Consider the following 18878-nt stretch of genomic DNA (forward strand, 5'->3'; position numbering starts at 1 on the left):
TTGGCCCCGCGATTTTCGGCGCAAATGGGTAAAAATGCGTTAACGAAAGTAAACGGCGCCTGCCGTTGCGTGCCATTCTGGCACGGTGCCGCCGGCCGCGCCGTTCCCGCGGGAACGGAGCCTTCATCGGCCGGCGCATTGACCGCCGGCGCGCGGGACCTATCCTTCCGTCGCAGGAACGGCGGGAGGAACCATGCGCATCGACGGACAGTGCCACTGCGGCTTCGTCACCTACGAGGCCGAGATCGATCCCGAGGACGTCGCGATCTGCCATTGCACGGATTGCCAGCGGCTGACGGGCTCGCCCTACCGGGTGACGGCTACCGTGCCGCGCACAGCGGTGCGGCTCACCGGCAACGCGCCGAAGCTCTACGAGAAGATCGCCGACAACGGCCGCACCCGGCGGCAGTATTTCTGCCCGCAATGCGGCTCGCCGCTCTTCACCACCGGCACCGGCGCGGAGGCCGAGACCTGGGGCATCCGCTGGGGCAGCATCAACCAGCGCGCAGGCCTGAGGCCGAAGAGCCAGATCTGGTGCGCCTCGGCCGTGGACTGGTTCGGCGAGCTTGCCGCGCTGCCCGGCCGGGCGGGCGACTGATCACGCCTTGGCGACGTGGTATTCCTTGACGGCGACCATCTTGATCGCCGGATAGCGCTCCGCCTCGTAGCGCAGCGAGAAGGCGTCCTGCGCGAGGAAGACCGGGTCGCCGTCGAGGTCGCGGGCGATGTCGCCGCGCCGCGCCGTCACGAACTTTTCGAGCTCGGCGGGATTGTCGGCGGAAATCCAGCGGCAGACAGAGAAGCGCGACATCTCGAAGGAGACCGGCAGGCCGTATTCCGCCGAAAGCCGCTCCTTCAGGACGTCAAGCTGCAGCGCGCCGACGACGCCGACGATGGCCGGCGAGCCGTCCTCCGGCGAGAAGAGCTGCACGACGCCCTCCTCCGCCATCTGCTGCAGCGCCTCCTTCAGCTTCTTCGCCTTCATCGCGTCTTCCAGCCGCACGCGGCGCAGGATCTCCGGCGCGAAGTTCGGCACACCCTCGAAGACCAGCGCCTCGCCCTCCGTCAGCGTGTCGCCGATACGGAGCGTGCCGTGGTTCGGGATGCCGACCACGTCGCCGGCATAAGCGGTGTCGGCGAGCTGGCGCTGCGAGGCGAAGAAGAATTGCGGGGCCGTCAGCCCGATCTGCTTGCCGGTGCGGGCGAGCCGCACCTTCATGCCGCGCTCCAGCATGCCGGAGCAGACGCGGGCGAAGGCGATGCGGTCGCGGTGGTTGGGGTCCATGTTGGCCTGGATCTTGAAGACGAAGGCCGTCATCCTGTCCTCGGCCGCGTGGACCGTGCGCACGTCCGCCACCTGGTCGCGCGGCGGCGGCGCGAAGGCGCCGAGCGCGTCGATGAGGTCGCGCACGCCGAAATTCCTGAGCGCCGAGCCGAAGAAGACCGGCGTCAGATGACCTTCGAGGAAGGCGTCGCGGTCAAAGGGCCGGCAGGCCTCGCGGGCGAGCTCCAGCTCGTCGCGGAAGGCGGCGCGCTCGTTTTCCGGCAGGCGGGCGGCGACCTCGCCGAGATCGTCCACCTTCAACGGCTCGACCTGCGTCTCGGAGCCGCGGAACGTGCCCTCCGCGAGGTTGAAGGAGCCGCAGAAGGTCTTCGACCGGCCGACCGGCCAGGTGACGGGCGCTGTGTCGAGCGCCAGCTTCTCCTCCACCTCGTCCAGGATCTCGAACGGGTCGCGGCTCTCGCGGTCCATCTTGTTGACGAAGGTGAGGATCGGGATGTCGCGCAGCCGGCAGACCTCGAACAGCTTCAGCGTCCGCGGCTCGATGCCCTTGGCGGCGTCGATGACCATCACGGCGGCGTCCACCGCCGTCAGCGTGCGGTAGGTGTCGTCGGCGAAGTCCTCGTGGCCGGGCGTGTCGAGGATGTTGAAGACGTTGCCGCCATATTCGAAGGTCATGACCGAGGTGACGACCGAGATGCCGCGCTCGCGCTCGATCTTCATCCAGTCCGAGCGGGTCTGGATGCGGTCCTTCTTGGCCTTCACCTCGCCGGCAAGCTGGATCGCGCCGCCGAAAAGCAGCAGCTTTTCGGTGAGCGTGGTCTTGCCGGCGTCGGGATGCGCGATGATCGCGAAGGTGCGGCGGCGGGAGACCGCCTCGGCGAGTGTTTCGGCCATTCTGTCGAGTTTCCTGTGCGTTGCGGCGGTCTTTACAGGCTCGCCCGGCAAAGTGCAATTGACGCGGGCGGGGCGCTTGCCGCTTATGGGCCGCATGACCGCACCCCGCCTCGACCTCATCCGCCTGCCGCACGGCGACGGCATCGACCTGCCCGCCTACGAGACCGCGGGTGCGGCCGGGATGGACCTGCGCGCCGCCGTCCCCGCCGATCAGCCGCTGACGCTCGGCCCCGGCCAGCGCGCGCTGGTGCCGACCGGCTTCGTCTTCGAGATCCCGCACGGTTACGAGGGGCAGGTCAGGCCGCGCTCGGGGCTCGCCTTCAAGCACGGCGTCACCTGCCTCAACGCGCCCGGCACGATCGACAGCGACTATCGCGGCGAGGTGAAGGTGCTGCTCGTCAATCTCGGCGAGGAGGCCTTCGTCATCGAGCGCGGCATGCGCATCGCCCAGCTCCTCATCGCCCCCGTCGTGCAGGCGGCGGTGCGCGAGGCGGCCGCGGCGAGCGAGACCGTGCGCGGCGCCGGCGGCTTCGGCTCGACCGGCGTGCACTGAGCGGGATGGAGCCGCTCTTCCGTTCCGGTTTCCTCCCGGACCGGGCGGCCCGGCTGGCGCTCGCCGACCTCCTGCACGAGACGTTCGGCATCGATATCCGCCTCCTCGACCGGCTCGGCGGGCCGGACCCGACGGCCGTTCCCCTCGCCTATTTCGACGCGGCCGGGCGCTGCATCGCCAATCTCACCGCCTTCTCCCTGCCGCTCGTCGTCAACGGTGCGTCCCTGCACGCCGCGGGCCTGCAATCGGGCACGGTGCATCCGGCCTGGCGCGGCCGCGGCCTCTACCGCGCGCTGATGACGGCCGCGCTCGACCATTGCGCGAGGCAGGGCTTCGAGGCCGTGGCGTTGCTGACGGACACACCGGCGCTCTACGAACGCCACGGCTTCCGCACCGTGCCGCAGAACCGTTTCGTCGGCCCCGCGCCGCCCGGAGCGAGCGGCACCGGGAAAGCACGCCGCCTCGATCTCGACGATACAAGCGACGTCGGCCTGCTGCGCGCGTTGCTGGAGGCGCGCCAGCCCGTCTCCCGCCGCTTCGCGCCCGTGCGGCAGACGGAGATGTTCCTGCTCAACGCGATCTGGGAAGACGGCGTGCGGCTTGGCCTGATGGAGCGGGAGAATGCCGCCGTCGCCTGGCGCGAAGGGCCGGATGGTGCGTTCGAGCTGCTCGACGTCGCGGGGCCGGCGATCCCGCCGCTTGCCGCCGTCCTCGCCGCCCTCGGCCTTGCTCCGGAGCGCGTCGCGGTGCGCTTTCCGCCGGACCGGCTCGGCTGGGAAGGCGAGGCCGTGGCGGAGGCCGGCGAGGTCGTCCTGATGCTGCGCGGCGCGGACGGGCTGCCCGACGGCCCCTTCGCGCTGTCGCCGATGGCGGTGTTCTGATCCCCGTTGCTGCCGGACGCGGGCGACGCTAGAGTATTTCCGCTTTTCTCCGAATCGCGAAAACGCTCTATCCTTTTGTTTTCAAGCAATTCCGGACGCAAAACCGCTGCACACTTTTGCTGGAATTGCTCTAGAAGAGCGTGAGCCAGGGAGCCTACCATGACGATCGCCGTCCTCATCGCCTATTGCGGCGCGCTGTTCATCGCCGCCGTCATTCCCGGTCCCGGCATCACCGCGATCGTCGCGCGCGCGCTCGGCTCCGGCTTCCGGCCGACCTTCTTCATGGGGCTCGGCCTCATCCTCGGCGACATGATCTACCTGACCGCCGTGATCCTCGGCCTCGCCTTCATCGCCCAGACCTTCACCACCGCCTTCATGCTGATCAAGATCGCCGGCGCCGCCTATCTCGGCTACATCGCCTGGAAGCTCTGGACCTCGGGGCTGCTGCCCGAAAACATCGAGGCGAGCCGGCAGACCGGGCTCGGCATGTCCTTCCTCTCCGGCCTGCTGGTGACGCTCGGCAACCCGAAGACCATGCTGTTCTACGTGGCGCTGGTGCCGACGCTGGTCGATCTCGAATCGATCGGCCTCGACGAATACGGCGTGCTCATCGCTGCGACCTTCGTGGTGCTGCTCGTCGTGCTCGTGCCCTATATCGCGCTCGCCTCGCGCGCCCGGCTGCTGCTGCGCGAGCCGCGGGCGCTCCGGCGCATGAACCGCATCGCCGCCGGCATCCTCGCCGGCACGGCCGCCTGGATCGCCACGCGCGCGGCGTGAACGATCGTCCGGCTCCGGCCGGACTTTCCGGCAAGCCTTTCTCCCTCCGGCGCATTTGTCGCGAAATCCGGACTCGTCTCCGGCGCGGTTCGCCCCTATCCTCCCCGCAGAGGAAACGAGGGAGCACCCGATGACAGAAAACCGCAAGCCCGGCCGCGGCCGTATCTATGCCTCCATCACCGAGACGATCGGCGACACGCCGCTGGTCCGGCTGGAAAAATTCGCGAAGGAGAAAGGCGTCAAGGCCGACCTTCTCGCCAAGCTCGAATTCTTCAACCCGATCGCCTCCGTCAAGGACCGCATCGGCGTGGCGATGATCGAGGCGCTGGAGGCGGCGGGCAGGATCACGCCCGGCCAGTCGACGCTCGTCGAGCCGACCTCGGGCAACACCGGCATCGCGCTCGCCTTCGCCGCCGCCGCCAAGGGCTACCGGCTGATCCTCACCATGCCGGAGACCATGTCGGTCGAACGGCGCAAGATGCTGGCGCTCCTCGGCGCCGAGCTGGTGCTGACCGAAGGGGCGAAGGGCATGAAGGGCGCCATCGCCAAGGCGACCGAGCTTGCCGAGACCATTCCCGGCGCCGTCATCCCGCAGCAGTTCGAGAACCCGGCCAACCCGGAGATCCACCGCAGGACGACGGCCGAGGAGATCTGGAACGATACGGACGGCGCCGTCGACATCCTCGTCTCCGGCATCGGCACCGGCGGCACGATCACCGGCGCCGGCCAGGTGCTGAAGGCGCGGAAGCCGGGCGTCAGGGTCGTCGCCGTCGAGCCCGCCGACAGCCCGGTGCTCTCCGGCGGCAATCCCGGCCCGCACAAGATCCAGGGCATCGGCGCGGGCTTCGCCCCGGCGATCCTCGACACCGGGGTCTACGACGAGGTCGTGACCGTGACCAACGACGAGGCCTTCGAAACCGCCCGCCTCGTCGCCCGGCTCGAAGGCGTGCCCGTCGGCATCTCCTCGGGTGCCGCGCTCGCCGCCGCGGCCAAGGTCGGCAGCCGGCCGGAAAACGCCGGGAAGACCATCGTCATCATCATCCCCTCCTTCGCCGAGCGCTACCTTTCCACCGCGCTGTTCGAGGGGCTGGGCGGCTAAGGCGGGGCCATACACGCCTTTCCTGGCGGGAAGGCGTGACCCGAAGCCAAACGGGCGGCAGCGGGCGGAACGACAGGGCTTCACCTGCCGCGCCGCCGGTCCGCCGCCGCGGCCGGCGGGAGAAGGCGGAAGCCGCCGCGGCGGGCGCGCGGCCGAAGCCGCGTGCCCGCTTCATTCCTTTCGACCTTGCCGCGTTCGCGTGCCGCCGGCCGATCTCCGCCCGCCGGCAAATGCACTTTCCCCGGGACACGGTTCCCGCGCGCGTCACGCCGCCGCGGCAAGCCTTTCGCCGGCGATGCGGTAGGAGATGGCCTCGGCGAGGTGGATGCGGCCGATCGCAGGCGCCTCGTCGAGGTCGGCGAGCGTGCGGGCGACCTTGAGCACCCGGTGATAGGCGCGGGCGGAGAAGCGCATCTTCTCCGCCGCGTCGCGCAGCAGCTGGAGGCCGCCGGGATCGGGTTCGGCGATCTTCTCCACCAGCGCGGTCGAGGCGCGGGCATTGCTCGTCAGCGCCGGCATGCCGAGCCGGGCGAAGCGGTCCACCTGCAGGGCGCGCGCCCGGGCGACGCGGCGCGCCACCGCCTCGCTCGTCTCCGACGTGCCCGGGCGGATGAGGTCGGCCGCCGAGACGGCGGGCACGTCGATGCGGATGTCGATGCGGTCCATCAGCGGGCCCGAGACGCGGGCCTGGTAGTCGCTGGCGCAGCGCGGGCCGCGGGCGCAGACCATGCCCGGCTCTCCCGCCATGCCGCAGCGGCACGGGTTCATCGCGGCGACGAGCTGCACCGCGGCCGGGTAGCTGACCCGATGGTTCGCCCGGGCGATGACGCATTCGCCCGCCTCCAGCGGCTGGCGCAACGCATCGAGCGCCTGCGGGGAGAATTCCGGCAGTTCGTCGAGGAAGAGCACGCCGTTGTGCGCGAGCGAGACCTCGCCCGGCCGGGCGCGCGGGCCGCCGCCGACGAGTGCGGCCATGCTCGCCGAATGGTGCGGCGCGCGGAAGGGCCGGCGGTCCGAAAGCCGCCCGCCGGCAAGCTGCCCGGCGATCGAATGGACCATCGACACCTCAAGGAGCTCCGCCGGCGAGAGCGGCGGCAGGATCGAGGCGAGCCGCTGGGCGAGCATCGACTTGCCGGAGCCGGGCGGCCCGACCATCAGCAGATTGTGGTTTCCGGCCGCCGCGACCTCCAGAGCGCGGCGCGCGCTCTCCTGCCCGCGGATGTCGGCGAGGTCCGGCAGGCCGAACGCGGGCGCACGGATGGCGGGCTCGGGCCGCGCGAGCACCTGCGTTCCCTTGAAATGGTTGACGAGCGCGATCAGGCTACGCGGCGCGAGCACCGAAAGCCCGCCGCCCGCCCAGGCCGCCTCCGCGCCGTTGCCGGCCGGGCAGACCAGCCCCTTGTCGAGCGCGTTGGCGGCGATCGCCGCCGGCAGCGCGCCGGCCACGGGCGCGAGCGTCCCGTCGAGATTGAGCTCGCCGATGACGAGATAGCCGGAAAGCGCGTCGGCCGGCACGGCGCCGAGCGCCACCATCAGGCCGAGCGCGATGGCGAGATCGTAATGGCTGCCCTCCTTGGGCAGGTCGGCGGGCGCGAGGTTGATCGTCACGCGCTTCGGCGGCAGCGACAGGCCGGAGGCGTGGAGCGCGGCCTGCACCCGCTCGCGGCTCTCGGCCACCGCCTTGTCCGGCAGGCCGACGATCTGCATGCCCACCTTGCCGGGCGCCACCATGACCTGGACGTCGACGGGCACGCCCTCGATGCCCTGGAACGCCACCGTGCCGACCCGTGCCACCATGATTGCCCCCGCCCCCTGCAACCGCCTCAGGGTTGCGACGGCAAATCTGCCATGGAAAGCGGAATAAAACAAGAACAATCACGGAACCGCGCGACGATATTTCCACGCGGCGGTTGCATGCGGTTGCATTTGCGGAACGAAGCGGGACCGGCCGCGAACGCGGACCGGGGCGGCGGACATCCGGCAGAAGCCGGACGGCCGCTCCATCCTCTTGCTGCCGGATGCAGTACGCTGCTAGCGCCTGCGCTCGATGGCATCCCACAGGAGCGCGGCGATATCGGCGCCGCCGAAGCGCTTCACCTCGCGGATGCCGGTCGGCGAGGTGACGTTGATCTCCGTCATGTAGTCGCCGATGACGTCGATGCCGACCAGCAGGAAGCCCCGCTCGCGCAGCGCCGGCCCGATGCGCGCGCAGATCTCCTTCTCGCGCGCCGTCAGCTCCGTCGCCTCGGCGCGGCCGCCGACATGCATGTTGGAGCGGCTGTCGTGCTCGGCCGGCACGCGGTTGATCGCGCCCGCCGGCTCGCCGTCGACGAGGATGATGCGCTTGTCGCCCTTGCGCACGTCCGGCAGGTATTGCTGGGCGATGAAGGGCTCGCGGAACATCTGGCCGAACATTTCCAGCAGCGACGAAAGGTTGCGGTCGTCGCGTGTCGAGTGGAAGACGCCGGCGCCGCCGTTGCCGTAGAGCGGCTTGAGGATGATGTCGCCCATCTCCTCGCGGAAGCGGCGGATCTCGGCGGGATCGCGGGTGATCAGCGTCGCCGGCATCAGGTCGGCGAACTCGGTGACGAAGATCTTCTCCGGCGAGTTGCGCACCCAGGCGGGGTCGTTGACCACCAGCGTCTTCGGATGGATGCGCTCGAGCAGGTGCGTCGAGGTGATATAGGCCATGTCGAAGGGCGGGTCCTGGCGCAGCAGCACCACGTCCATCGTCGCAAGATCGACGCGCTCCGGCGCGCCGAGCGTCACGTGCTCGCCCGCGACGTCGCGCAGCTCCATCGGCTCGACGGTCGCGTAGACCGTGCCGTCACGCAGGCTGAGGCGGTCCGGCGTGTAGTGGAAGAGCCGGTAGCCGCGGGCCTGCGCCTCGAGGCTCATGGCGAAGGTCGAATCGCCGGCGATGTTGATGGTCGACACATGGTCCATCTGGACCGCGACGTTCGTGATCTTTGCCATGTCCTGTCCCCGCGCAAATGCTCGACACATTTAAGGTGCCGATTGCGCGAAGGCAACGGCCGGCGCGTCAGGCGGCGAGCCCGACGCGCGCGAGCCCGCGGCGCATGCGGTCGCCGACCTTCAGCGCGGCGGCGACGGGTGCCGGGAACTGGCGGCGGCAGAAGGCGACCTTGCGCACATAGTCCTCCACGTGCCAGGTCGCCCAGCTTCCGGCGGGGAAATAGGCGATGTCGCCGGCGCTCAGCGTGCGCTCGCTGCCGTCCTCGGCGGTGACGTGCACGGCACCCTCGACGATCACCACCGTCTCGTCCCAGTCGAAGTGCCAGCGGAAGGTGCCGGCCGTGCAGTCCCACACCGCCGTCATCGCCTGCCGGTCGCTGGCGTCGGAATGGGTCGAGGCGCGCGCCTGCGGGTCGCCCCTGAGGATCCACTCGCGGCGGATCGGCGCCGGCTCCAGCTCGAGCTCGTCGATCGCCGCGGCGACCACCGGGGCGGGCGCGGGTGCGGCGGGCTGGCGCGGCCGCGCGGATACGGCCACCATCGCGGCCAGCATGAGTTTCAGAACCATGTCGTCCCCCTTTGCATTCCGGGATGGGAGACTAGCGGGCAATGGTAACGTCCGCGTTCAGGCGACGGCTCGAATTTTACCGATCAGAACGCATTCTCGAAATGGCGCGGCAGCCGCCAGGGCAGGACGGCGACGATGTCGTAGCGCAGCGACAGGCGGTGGGCGTCGGGCCGGCGGGAAAGCCAGACGTCGCTCGCCGCGCGGATGCGCCGCTGCGCGCTCGCGGTGACGGCGAAGACCGCGTCGCCGGTCTCCCGGCGCGCCTTCACCTCGACGCAGGCGACGAGATCGCCGCGGCGGGCGACGATGTCGATCTCGCCGACGGGGGTGCGGAAGCGGATAGCCTCGATGCGGTAGCCCTTGGCGCGGAGATAGAGTGCAGCGAGATATTCGGCAGCATGGCCGCGGCGGAACGCCTTCAGCCGGCGCGGATCTGCGGCCCTATCCGGCATCGGAGCCCTTCAGGTCGAGGAGGCGCTGGTAGAGGTCCTTGCGGGCAAGGCCCGTCTGCCGCGCGGCCTCGGTCGCGGCCTTGCCGGCGGGCATGGTGCGGGCGAGGTCGGCGAGCAGCCGGTCGACGTCAGCCGCCTCGGGTGCGGCCGCCTCCCCGGGCGGACCGACGACGAGGACGATCTCGCCCTTGACCGTGTGGCCGTCGCCGTAGAAGGCGGCAAGCTCGGCAAGCGTACCGCGGCGGAACTCCTCGAAGGTCTTGGTGAGCTCGCGGCAGACGCAGGCCGGGCGCTCGCCGCCCAGCACGCCGGCCGCCGCCGCGACGGCCGCGGCGATGCGGTGCGGCGATTCGAAGAAGACGAGCGTCGCCGGCACGCCGGCAAGCTCGGCGAGCCGGTCGCGCCGCGCCTTGTCCTTCGAGGGCAGGAAGCCCGCGAAGAGGAAGGCGTCGTTCGGCAGGCCGGAACCGACGAGGGCGGCAAGCGGCGCGGACGCGCCCGGTACCGGCACGACCCGGTGGCCGGCGGCGATCGCCGAAAGCGCCAGCCTATAGCCGGGATCGGAGACGAGCGGCGTGCCGGCGTCGGAGACAAGCGCCACGGACCGGCCCGCGTCGAGCGCCGCGATCAGCCGCGGCCCCGCCTCGCCGGCATTGTGCTCGTGATAGGCGAAGGGGCGGTTCGCGATGCCGTAGCGGTCGAGCAGCACGCGGGTGACGCGCGTGTCCTCGCAGGCGAGCACGTCGGCGCCGGCGAGCGTTTCGAGCGCGCGCAGCGTGATGTCGGCGAGGTTGCCGATCGGCGTCGCCACGAGGTAGAGCGCGGGCTCGAGCGGCCGGGCGGGGACGGCGACGTCGGCGAGGCGGAAGCTCCGCCCGCGCGGCACCTCGCCGCCCGATTGCCCGTCGTCCCGCATCGCGTCGCGCTCCATCCATCGTCCCGTTTCCCGTCCTTATGGGCGAGCGCGGCAAGCGGTGCAAGACTTGGTGCCGTTTGAAGGGGGCGACGTGCCGTTCCCCCTTGCATTCGACCTTCCATTTCTGCCATTTTGCCCGTCCACATCCTTCCGGCACCCGCCGGAACCATGAAGGCAATGCCGCGCCGGAGAACCGGCGCGCAAGCGGTCGAAAGCGGTCTACATCCATGCGCATCACCCTCGAGCGGTCCAATCTCCTGAAGTCGCTGAACCACGTCCACCGCGTGGTGGAGCGGCGCAACACGATCCCGATCCTCTCGAACGTGCTGCTGCGCTCGGAAGGCGCGAGCCTGGAGATGAAGGCGACCGACCTCGACCTGGAGATCACCGAGGCGACGCCGGCGCAGGTGGAGCAGGCAGGGGCCACGACCGTCCCCGCCCATCTCCTCTACGACATCGTGCGCAAGCTGCCGGACGGCTCCGAGGTACTGCTCGCCACCAATGCCGACGGCTCGTCGATGACGGTCGCCTCCGGCCGCTCGAAATTCTCGCTGCAATGCCTGCCGCAGTCCGATTTCCCGGACCTCACCGCCGGCAGCTTCACCCACACGTTCCGCCTCAAGGCGACCGACCTCAAGATGCTGATCGACCGCACGCAGTTCGCGATCTCGACGGAGGAGACGCGCTACTACCTGAACGGCATCTTCATCCACACGATCGAGGACAGGGGCGCGCTGAAGCTGCGCGCCGTCGCGACCGACGGCCACCGGCTCGCCCGCGCCGACGTCGAGGCGCCCTCCGGCTCCGAGGGCATGCCGGGCATCATCATCCCGCGCAAGACCGTCGGCGAGCTGCAGAAGCTCGTCGACAGCCCGGACGTCGTCGTCACAGTCGAGGTCTCCGACGCCAAGATCCGCTTCACCATCGGCTCGATCGTCATGACCTCGAAGCTGATCGACGGCACTTTCCCGGACTACCAGCGCGTGATCCCGACCGGCAACGACAAGGAGCTGAAGATCGACTGCCAGGCCTTCGCGCAGGCCGTCGACCGCGTCTCGACCATCTCCTCCGAACGCGGCCGCGCCGTGAAGCTGGCGCTCACCGACGGGCAGCTCACGCTCACCGTCAACAACCCGGATTCGGGCAGCGCCACCGAGGAGCTGCCGGTCGGCTACGAGAGCGATCCGCTGGAGATCGGCTTCAACGCGAAATACCTGCTCGACATCACCGCGCAGCTTTCCGGCTCCGAGGCCGTGTTCATGCTGGCCGACCCCGGTTCGCCGACGCTGGTGCGCGAGCTTTCCGGCGACGATGCGCTCTACGTGCTGATGCCGATGCGCGTCTGACCCGCGCAGGATTTTTCGGACGACGCCGCAGACAGACTTGTTTTTGACGCAAACCGCGTCGCATATGCGCTCCACGTGCAAGGCGAATCGCGCGGGGATCGCAGCCTCGCATTCGCGCGCCGCGCGACGGCCAACGGGGGATGACATGACGTTACGCGTGAAGGTCAAGGAACGGCTCGGCAGGAAATTCGACGACGAGATCCGCTTCTTCAAGGGCTGGATGAGCAACACCCGCGCGGTCGGCTCCATCATCCCGACCTCCTCGATAACCGCCCGCCGCATGGCGAGCGTGGTCGAGCCCTCCTCCGGCCGGCCGGTCCTCGAGCTCGGTCCCGGCACCGGCGTCATCACCAAGGCCATCCTGCAGACGGGGCTCGCGCCCGACCGGCTGGTTTCCGTCGAATATTCGACGGACTTCTACAACCACCTGGTCGAGCGCTTCCACGGCGTGAACTTCATCAACGGCGACGCCTTCGACCTCGACGCCACGCTCGGCGCGCTTGCGGACACGACCTTCGACTGCATCATCTCCGCCGTGCCGCTCCTCAATTTCCCGATGCACCGCCGGGTGGCGCTGATCGAGGACCTGCTTTCCCGCGTGCCGGCCGGCCGGCCGGTCGTGCAGATCTCCTACGGGCCGCTCTCGCCCGTCGTCGCCATGCCGGACCGCTACCGGATCAGCCATCTCGACTTCGTCGTGCGCAACATCCCGCCGGCGCAGCTCTGGACCTACAGCCGGCCGCACTGAGCCCACTCTTTTCGCCGCCCGTCTTGCGAAGCGCGCCGTCCCGTGCGACTGGACGGCAATGGATTCACGAGAAGGGTTCTGACCATGTCCGCGCGCGACCGCCTGATCGTCGGCCTCGATGTGCCCACCGTCGCGGAGGCCGAGCGCACGGTCGGCGCGCTGGGCGACACCGTCCTCTTCTACAAGATCGGCTACCAGCTCGTCTTCGCCGGCGGGCTGGAATTCGCCCGCGAGCTCGCCCGCGACGGCAAGAAGGTCTTCCTCGACATGAAGCTGCTCGACATCGACAACACGGTGGCGAAGGGCGTCGAGAACATCGTGAAGATGGGCATGTCGATGCTGACGCTGCACGCCTATCCGAAGGCGATGGCCGCCGCCGTCGCCGCCGCCAGGGGCTCCGATCTCTGCCTGCTCGGCGTCACCGTGCTCACCTCGATGGACGCCGGGGACGTGATCGACGCCGGCTACGACTGCGATCCGCGCACGCTGGTGCTGCGCCGCGCCGGGCAGGCGCGCGCCGCCGGCATGGGCGGCATCGTCTGCTCGGCGGAGGAGGCGGCGGCCGTGCGCGGCATCGTCGGGCCGGAGCTGGCGATCGTCACGCCCGGCATCCGCCCCGCCGGCAGCGACGCCGGCGACCAGAAGCGCGTGATGACGCCTGCCGACGCGCTTTCGGCCGGCGCCAGCCACCTCGTCGTCGCCCGGCCGATCGTCAGGGCCGACGACCCGCTCGCCGCCGCCCGCGCGATCCTCGCCGAGATGGACGGCGCGCTCACGAACTGAACCCAAGGGAGGAAACCATGCCGAAGGGCTACTGGATCGCACGGGTCGATGTCCGCGACCCCGAACGCTACAAGGACTACGTCGCGGCCGCCAAGCCCGCCTTCGAGAGATACGGCGCGGTCTTTCTCGCCCGCGGCGGCGCCTGCGAGCGGCTGGAAGGGCCGGTGCGCGCGCGCAACGTGGTGATCGAGTTCCCCTCGCTCCAGGCCGCCGTCGACTGCTACAACTCGCCGGAATACCAGGTCGCCGCCGCCATCCGCCAGGAAGTGGCCGATGCCGAGATGGTGGTGGTCGAGGGCATCTGAGAGGCGCTTCGTCGCGCTTCACCTCGCCCGCGCTTTGGGCTATGTAGGCCGGACCCACCGACAGCCTTTTCCAGGAGCAGCCTCATGACCTTGTCCAACCTTCCGCCGCTCGTCACCGTCTTCGGCGGCTCGGGCTTCGTCGGGCGTCATGTGGTGCGCGCGCTGGCACGGCGCGGCTACCGTATCCGTGTCGCCGTGCGGCGGCCCGACCTCGCCTTCTTCCTGCAGCCGATCGGCGGCGTCGGCCAGATCTCCTTCGTCCAGGCGAACCTGCGCTACCGCAATTCGGTCGACCGCGCCGTGGCCGGCTCCGACCATGTCGTCAACTGCGTCGGCATCCTGTTCGAGAGCGGCCGCAACTCCTTCGACGCCGTGCAGGATTTCGGCGCCCGCGCCGTCGCCGAGGCCGCGCGCGCGGCCGGCGCCACGCTCACCCACGTCTCCGCCATCGGCGCCGACGAGAGCTCCGCCTCCGCCTATGCCCGCACCAAGGGCCGCGCGGAAGCCGCGGTGCTGCGCACCCTGCCGGACGCGACGATCCTGCGTCCCTCCGTCATCTTCGGGCCGGAGGACGGCTTCTTCAACAAGTTCGCGGCCATGTCGCGCTTCGCACCCGCCCTGCCGCTGATCGGCGGCGGCGAGACGAGGTTCCAGCCGGTCTACGTCGCCGACGTGGCCGAGGCGGTCGCCCGCGCCGTCGACGGCACCATCGCCCGCGGCCGGGTCTACGAGCTCGGCGGGCCCGAGGTCATGACCTTCCGCCAGTGTCTCGAGCTGATGCTGCGCATCGTCGACCGCAAGCGCCCGCTCGTGTCGCTGCCCTTCGGCATCGCCTCGCTGATCGGCTCGGCCGCCTCGCTGATCCCCTTCGTCAAGCCGCCGCTGACGGCCGACCAGGTGACGCTGCTGCGCTCCGACAACGTCGTCTCCGAGGCGGCGAAGGCGGAGGGCCGCACGCTCGAGGGGATCGGCATCCAGCCCGTGCTCGCCGAGGCGATCCTGCCGAGCTACCTCGTGCGCTACCGCCCGCAGGGCCAGTTCACCCGTACCGGCAAGGCCGCCTGACCTCCCGCATCCGCCGCCAGCCCCGCCGCCCGGCGGGGCCACCTGTTGCACTTATGCAGCGCCTTAAAAAACGCATGCGGCGTTTACGGCGGATTCAGCATGACGGGATATTGATTGTCGCCGGGCCAGCGACTAAACACCGCGCCCGTCGCGCAATGACACAACGGTTCGCGGCGCACTCTCAGGCTTCGAAAGGCTCCTCCGGCAATGGGCAAGGCAATTGCAATCTTCTTCGGATTCTCGGCTCTCGTGATCATCGCCGGATCCTTCGCCGCGCCCACCACCGTCTCGGCCGGCAAGCAGGGCTGCGCGCCGGCCTACGGCGTCGATCCCTGCACCACCGCCTCCGTCAGGTAAGACCGCCTCAGCCGTAGAGCCAGAGCGCGATCAGCCCCAGCGTGCCGATCGCGATGCGCCAGAACGCGAAGGGCGCAAAGCCCCGGCGCGAGACGAAGTCGAGCAGCGAGCGCACGACGAAGAGGCCGGAGACGAAGGCGGCGGCGAAGCCGACCGCGATCAGCAGGACGTCGTCCGAGGACAGCGCATCGCGGTTCTTGTAGAGATCGAGCGCAAACGCGCCGACCATGGTCGGCATCGCCAGGAAGAACGAGAACTCCGCCGCCGAGCGCTTGTCCGTGCCCATCAGCAGCGCGCCGGCGATGGTGGCGCCCGAGCGCGAGGTGCCGGGGATCATGGCGAGGCACTGGCAGAGCCCGATCTTGAAGGCGAGCGAGGGGGGATAGTCCATCGCGTCCCGGTAGCGGGGGGCGAGCGGCAGCTTGTCGATCGCATAGAGGATGACGCCGCCGACGATGAGCACGACGCAGATCAGCGCCGGCGTTTCGAACAGCACGGACTTGATGAAGCCGTGCGCGAGCGCGCCGATGACGGCGGCCGGCAGGAAGGCCAGCAGGATCGAGAAGACGAAACGGCGCGAGCGCGGGCTCGACGGCAGCGTGACGGCGATCTGGATGAGCTTTGCCGCATAGACCGCGAGGATCGCCAGGATCGCGCCGAGCTGCACCAGCACGGCGAAGGCGTTGCCGGGCGACTCGAAACCGAGGAAATGGCCGGCAAGCACCACATGGGCCGTGGAGGAGACGGGAATGAATTCGGTCAGGCCCTCGATGAGGCCGAGGATGAGAGCGCTGACGATCGACTGGTCGGCCATGGAAAATCCTTGGATGCAGGCGGCGGGAAGGCGGGAAACGAAGCGGCCGTCCTACAAAAGGCCGATTCGCTTGTGTTTGTAGCACCAAATTCCTATAGCTTCGTCAAATCGGTGCCGGCCAAATCACCGCATTCGCGGCGGGCCGGACCCCTTTCTCCCGTTCGCGAGACCAGCAAAGCAACGCATTCCATGCCCACACTCTATCACCACCCGATGTCCGCGGCCTCCCGCTTCGTCCGCCTGATTCTCGCCGAATACGGCTTCCAGGCGGAGCTTGCCGAGGAGCAGCCCTGGGAAAACCGGCGCGACTTCTTGGCGCTCAACCCGGCCGGCACGCTGCCCGTCTATGTCGACGACAGCATGCGCGCGCTGTGCGGCGCGGCGATCATCTCGGAATATCTCGACGAGACGCACGGCGTGCTCAAGCGCGACCGAAGGCTTCTGGCGGAAGACCCGTTCCAGCGCGCCGAGATCCGCCGCCTCACCGAATGGTTCCTGCAGAAGATGGAGCAGGACGTGACGCGGCCCTTGGTGCGCGAGCGCATCTTCAAGCTGCAGATGACCGCCGACCAGGGCGGCGGGCCGCCGGACAGCAAGATCCTGCGCGCGTCGCGCGCCAATATCCGCCAGCACATGAAATACCTCTCCTGGCTCGCCGGCTCGCGCACCTATCTCGCCGGCGACCGGCTGAGCTATGCCGACCTCGCCGCCGCCGCCACGCTCTCGGTGCTCGACTACATGGGCGAGATCGACTGGGCGGACGCGCCGCAGGCGAAGGACTGGTACCAGCGGCTGAAGTCGCGCCCCTCCTTCCGGCCGCTTCTCTCCGAGCGCGTGCGCGGCGTCACCCCCGTCTCGCATTACGCGGACCTGGACTTCTGAGGAGAGGCCGGTGCCGGGCGCGGACAGGCTCAGGCAGCGCCTCACCGATTTCGTCAAGGCGGAGGCGGCGGACAAGGGTTTCGACCTCTGTCGCATCACCCGGCCGGACGCCATCCCGCAGGCGCCCGCCCGCCTCGCCGAATTCCTCGCCGCCGGCTACCACGGCAGCATGGACTGGATGGCCGAGACCGAGGCGCGCCGCGCCGATCCGCGCGTGCTGTGGGGCGAGGTGCGCGCGATCGTCGTCTTCGCCATGAACTACGGGCCGGCGCACGACCCGCGCGCCGTGCTTTCCATGCCCGACCGCGCGGCGATCTCCGTCTATGCGCAGAACCGCGACTACCACGACATCATGAAGGGCAGGCTGAAGGAGGTCGCCACGCGCTTCGCCGTGCGCGCGGGCGCCGACGTCAAGGTCTTCGTCGACACGGCGCCGGTCATGGAAAAGCCGCTCGCCGCCGCCGCCGGCCTCGGCTGGCAGGGCAAGCACACCAATCTCGTCAGCCGCACGCACGGCTCCTGGCTCTTCCTCGGCAGCCTCTTCACCACGGCGGAGCTCCTTTTCGACGATCCCGAGCGCGACCATTGCGGCTCCTGCCGCGCCTGCCTCGACGCCTGCCCGACCGACGCCTTCGTGGCGCCCTACCGGCTCGACGCGCGCCGCTGCATCTCCTACCTGACGATCGAGCACAAGGGACCGATCGACCCGGAGCTGCGGCCGCGGATCGGCAACCGCATCTACGGCTGCGACGATTGTCTCGCCGCCTGCCCCTGGAACAAGTTCGCCGCCGCCGCCGCCGAGATGAAGCTGACGGCGCGCGAAGAGCTGAAGGCGCCGGGGATCGCCGGGTTCCTCGCCTTCGACGATCCCGCCTTCCGCGCCTTCTTCTCCGGCTCGCCGGTCAAGCGCATCGGCCGCGACCGCTTCGTGCGCAACGTACTGATCGCCGCCGGCAACTCCGGCGACCGGACGCTGATCGCACACTGTCTCCCGCTTGCCGACGATCCGTCGCCGGCCGTGCGCGGCATGGCGGCCTGGGCGCTGTCGCGGCTGATGACGGCTGGCGAATTCCGGCAATTTGCGGCAGGAAGGAACGAGGACGCCGATGCCGACGTCCGCGTGGAATACGAAAGAGCAAGGACCGCCAGCCCATGACGCATCTCCTGATCCTCGGCGCCGGCTTTTCCGGCAAGGCCATCGCCGACGCCTTCCGCGCGGCGGGCTTCACGGTTGCCGGCACGACCCGCTCGGCGGAGAAGGCGGAGGGCCTCGCCGCGCGCGGCATCGAGCCGATCCTCTACGACGGCGAGACGGTCTCCGGGACGCTCGCCACCGCCATGGCGCGCGCCACCCACCTCGTGCAGTCGATCGCTCCCGGCAAGGCGGGCGACCCGCTCTTCCGCCCCGGCGCGCGCCCGCTTGCCGAGGCCCTGCCGGCGCTCGAATGGGCGGGCTACCTTTCCACCGTCGGCGTCTACGGCGACCACAAGGGCGCCTGGGTGGACGAGGACGCGCCGCTGCATCCGGTCTCGGCGCGATCCGTCGAGCGGGTCGAGGCGGAGAACCGCTGGCTCGATTTCGGCGCGACGGCGGGCCTGCCCGTCGCCGTGCTGCGGCTGTCCGGCATCTACGGCCCGGGCCGCAACGCGCTGCGCAACATCGCGGAGGGCACCGCCCGGCGGCTGATCAAGAAGGACCAGGTCTTCAACCGGATCCGCGTCGAGGACATCGGCGCCGCGGCCTTGTTCCTCGCCGGGAAACGGCTCGGCGGCGTCTTCAACGTCACCGACGACGAGCCCGGCCCGCCGCAGGACGTCGTGGCGGAAGCGGCAAGGCTGATGGGCGTTCCCGTGCCGCCGGACATCCCCTTCGAGACGGCCGAGCTGACGCCGATGGCGCGCTCCTTCTGGGGCGAGAACAAGCGCGTCTCGAACGCCAGGATCAAGGCCGCGGGCTTCGCCTTCCGCTTCCCGGATTACCGCCAATCGCTCGCCGAGCTCCACGCCTCCGGCCGCTGGCGCGGCTGAGGCCGGAGGGGCGTTCTGCGATTTCATGCAACCGGAAATTTATCTGCCCCATTTTTGCCTCCGGATTCCTGTGCATATTCCGCTAATATTGAAATTTTTTTGCGAAAATTTCCGCGCTTTCCGCCCGTCCGTTCCAACATGAAAGTCGA

At 69.6% G+C, this 18878-nt stretch carries 20 protein-coding genes; 13 read left to right on the forward strand and 7 right to left on the reverse strand.

Translation table 11 applies throughout. The features are described 5' to 3' along the window. The first annotated feature begins 193 nt into the window (after positions 1 to 193). Positions 194 to 598: a GFA family protein gene (locus tag NNZ72_RS15910; protein ID WP_257316367.1), complete on the forward strand. Its 405-nt coding sequence runs from the start codon at positions 194 to 196 to the stop codon at positions 596 to 598. On the opposite strand, the gene NNZ72_RS15915 is transcribed toward NNZ72_RS15910, so the two are convergent. Beyond that, positions 599 to 2179 (reverse strand): peptide chain release factor 3, encoded by a 1581-nt coding sequence (locus NNZ72_RS15915; RefSeq protein WP_257316368.1) that lies wholly within the window; start codon positions 2177 to 2179, stop codon positions 599 to 601. It abuts the gene before it with no gap. A gap of 94 nt (positions 2180 to 2273) precedes the next feature. Here NNZ72_RS15915 and dut point away from each other — a divergent pair, with 94 nt between their 5' ends. From dut to cysK, 4 genes are all read left to right on the forward strand, one after another. Next, complete coding sequence (dut, locus tag NNZ72_RS15920; protein WP_257316369.1) at positions 2274 to 2732, forward strand: dUTP diphosphatase; 459 nt, start codon at positions 2274 to 2276, stop codon at positions 2730 to 2732. Positions 2733 to 2737: 5 nt separating this feature from the next. Continuing rightward, complete coding sequence (locus NNZ72_RS15925) at positions 2738 to 3613, forward strand: GNAT family N-acetyltransferase (protein WP_257316370.1); 876 nt, start codon at positions 2738 to 2740, stop codon at positions 3611 to 3613. Between the two features lie 159 nt (positions 3614 to 3772). Then, positions 3773 to 4390 carry a LysE family translocator gene (locus NNZ72_RS15930; RefSeq protein ID WP_257316371.1) on the forward strand — a complete coding sequence of 206 codons (618 nt, stop codon included), beginning with the start codon at positions 3773 to 3775 and terminating at the stop codon, positions 4388 to 4390. Positions 4391 to 4520: 130 nt separating this feature from the next. Further along, a complete protein-coding gene (gene cysK, locus NNZ72_RS15935) occupies positions 4521 to 5489 on the forward strand; it encodes a cysteine synthase A (RefSeq protein ID WP_257316372.1) in 969 nt (322 codons plus the stop codon). A gap of 264 nt (positions 5490 to 5753) precedes the next feature. On the opposite strand, the gene NNZ72_RS15940 is transcribed toward cysK, so the two are convergent. The 5 genes from NNZ72_RS15940 to rsmI all read right to left on the reverse strand — a co-directional run bounded on the left by NNZ72_RS15940 (position 5754) and on the right by rsmI (position 10416). After that, on the reverse strand, positions 5754 to 7286 hold the full coding sequence (locus NNZ72_RS15940; RefSeq protein ID WP_257316373.1) for a YifB family Mg chelatase-like AAA ATPase: 1533 nt from the start codon (positions 7284 to 7286) through the stop codon (positions 5754 to 5756). 234 nt (positions 7287 to 7520) lie between these two features. After that, the gene (gshB, locus tag NNZ72_RS15945) at positions 7521 to 8465 is read right to left on the reverse strand and encodes a glutathione synthase (protein ID WP_257316374.1); all 945 of its coding nucleotides are present in this window, start codon (positions 8463 to 8465) and stop codon (positions 7521 to 7523) included. A gap of 67 nt (positions 8466 to 8532) precedes the next feature. Beyond that, positions 8533 to 9033, reverse strand: a complete 501-nt coding sequence (locus tag NNZ72_RS15950; protein ID WP_257316375.1) for a cupin domain-containing protein — start codon at positions 9031 to 9033, stop codon at positions 8533 to 8535. 83 nt (positions 9034 to 9116) lie between these two features. Further along, positions 9117 to 9485, reverse strand: a complete 369-nt coding sequence (locus tag NNZ72_RS15955; RefSeq protein ID WP_257316376.1) for a YraN family protein — start codon at positions 9483 to 9485, stop codon at positions 9117 to 9119. After that, entirely contained in the window at positions 9475 to 10416 is a 942-nt protein-coding gene (rsmI, locus tag NNZ72_RS15960) for a 16S rRNA (cytidine(1402)-2'-O)-methyltransferase (protein ID WP_257316377.1), read from the reverse strand. The genes NNZ72_RS15955 and rsmI overlap by 11 nt, the downstream gene beginning before the upstream one ends. A gap of 212 nt (positions 10417 to 10628) precedes the next feature. Between rsmI and dnaN the strand changes: the two genes are divergently transcribed. The 5 genes from dnaN to NNZ72_RS15985 all read left to right on the forward strand — a co-directional run bounded on the left by dnaN (position 10629) and on the right by NNZ72_RS15985 (position 14648). Then, positions 10629 to 11747 (forward strand): DNA polymerase III subunit beta, encoded by a 1119-nt coding sequence (gene dnaN, locus NNZ72_RS15965; RefSeq protein WP_257316378.1) that lies wholly within the window; start codon positions 10629 to 10631, stop codon positions 11745 to 11747. Between the two features lie 145 nt (positions 11748 to 11892). Beyond that, complete coding sequence (pmtA, locus tag NNZ72_RS15970; RefSeq protein ID WP_257316379.1) at positions 11893 to 12495, forward strand: phospholipid N-methyltransferase PmtA; 603 nt, start codon at positions 11893 to 11895, stop codon at positions 12493 to 12495. A gap of 84 nt (positions 12496 to 12579) precedes the next feature. After that, a complete protein-coding gene (gene pyrF / locus NNZ72_RS15975; RefSeq protein ID WP_257316380.1) occupies positions 12580 to 13278 on the forward strand; it encodes an orotidine-5'-phosphate decarboxylase in 699 nt (232 codons plus the stop codon). Between the two features lie 17 nt (positions 13279 to 13295). Next, positions 13296 to 13583 (forward strand): DUF1330 domain-containing protein, encoded by a 288-nt coding sequence (locus tag NNZ72_RS15980; RefSeq protein ID WP_257316381.1) that lies wholly within the window; start codon positions 13296 to 13298, stop codon positions 13581 to 13583. Between the two features lie 84 nt (positions 13584 to 13667). After that, the gene (locus NNZ72_RS15985) at positions 13668 to 14648 is read left to right on the forward strand and encodes a complex I NDUFA9 subunit family protein (RefSeq protein ID WP_257316382.1); all 981 of its coding nucleotides are present in this window, start codon (positions 13668 to 13670) and stop codon (positions 14646 to 14648) included. A 364-nt stretch (positions 14649 to 15012) separates the two neighbouring features. Here NNZ72_RS15985 and NNZ72_RS15990 read toward each other — a convergent pair whose 3' ends face one another. Further along, positions 15013 to 15819, reverse strand: a complete 807-nt coding sequence (locus NNZ72_RS15990) for an undecaprenyl-diphosphate phosphatase (RefSeq protein ID WP_257316383.1) — start codon at positions 15817 to 15819, stop codon at positions 15013 to 15015. A gap of 189 nt (positions 15820 to 16008) precedes the next feature. Here NNZ72_RS15990 and NNZ72_RS15995 point away from each other — a divergent pair, with 189 nt between their 5' ends. From NNZ72_RS15995 to NNZ72_RS16005, 3 genes are read left to right on the forward strand one after another with little or no spacing between them, the layout of a single operon-like run. After that, positions 16009 to 16701: a glutathione S-transferase family protein gene (locus NNZ72_RS15995; protein WP_257316385.1), complete on the forward strand. Its 693-nt coding sequence runs from the start codon at positions 16009 to 16011 to the stop codon at positions 16699 to 16701. Between the two features lie 10 nt (positions 16702 to 16711). Next, entirely contained in the window at positions 16712 to 17857 is a 1146-nt protein-coding gene (queG, locus tag NNZ72_RS16000; protein ID WP_257316386.1) for a tRNA epoxyqueuosine(34) reductase QueG, read from the forward strand. Then, positions 17854 to 18729 carry an SDR family oxidoreductase gene (locus tag NNZ72_RS16005; protein ID WP_257316389.1) on the forward strand — a complete coding sequence of 292 codons (876 nt, stop codon included), beginning with the start codon at positions 17854 to 17856 and terminating at the stop codon, positions 18727 to 18729. The genes queG and NNZ72_RS16005 overlap by 4 nt, the downstream gene beginning before the upstream one ends. The last annotated feature ends 149 nt before the right edge of the window (positions 18730 to 18878 follow it).

Source organism: Shinella pollutisoli (genome assembly GCF_024609765.1).
GTDB classification, from domain to species: Bacteria; Pseudomonadota; Alphaproteobacteria; order Rhizobiales; family Rhizobiaceae; genus Shinella; species Shinella pollutisoli.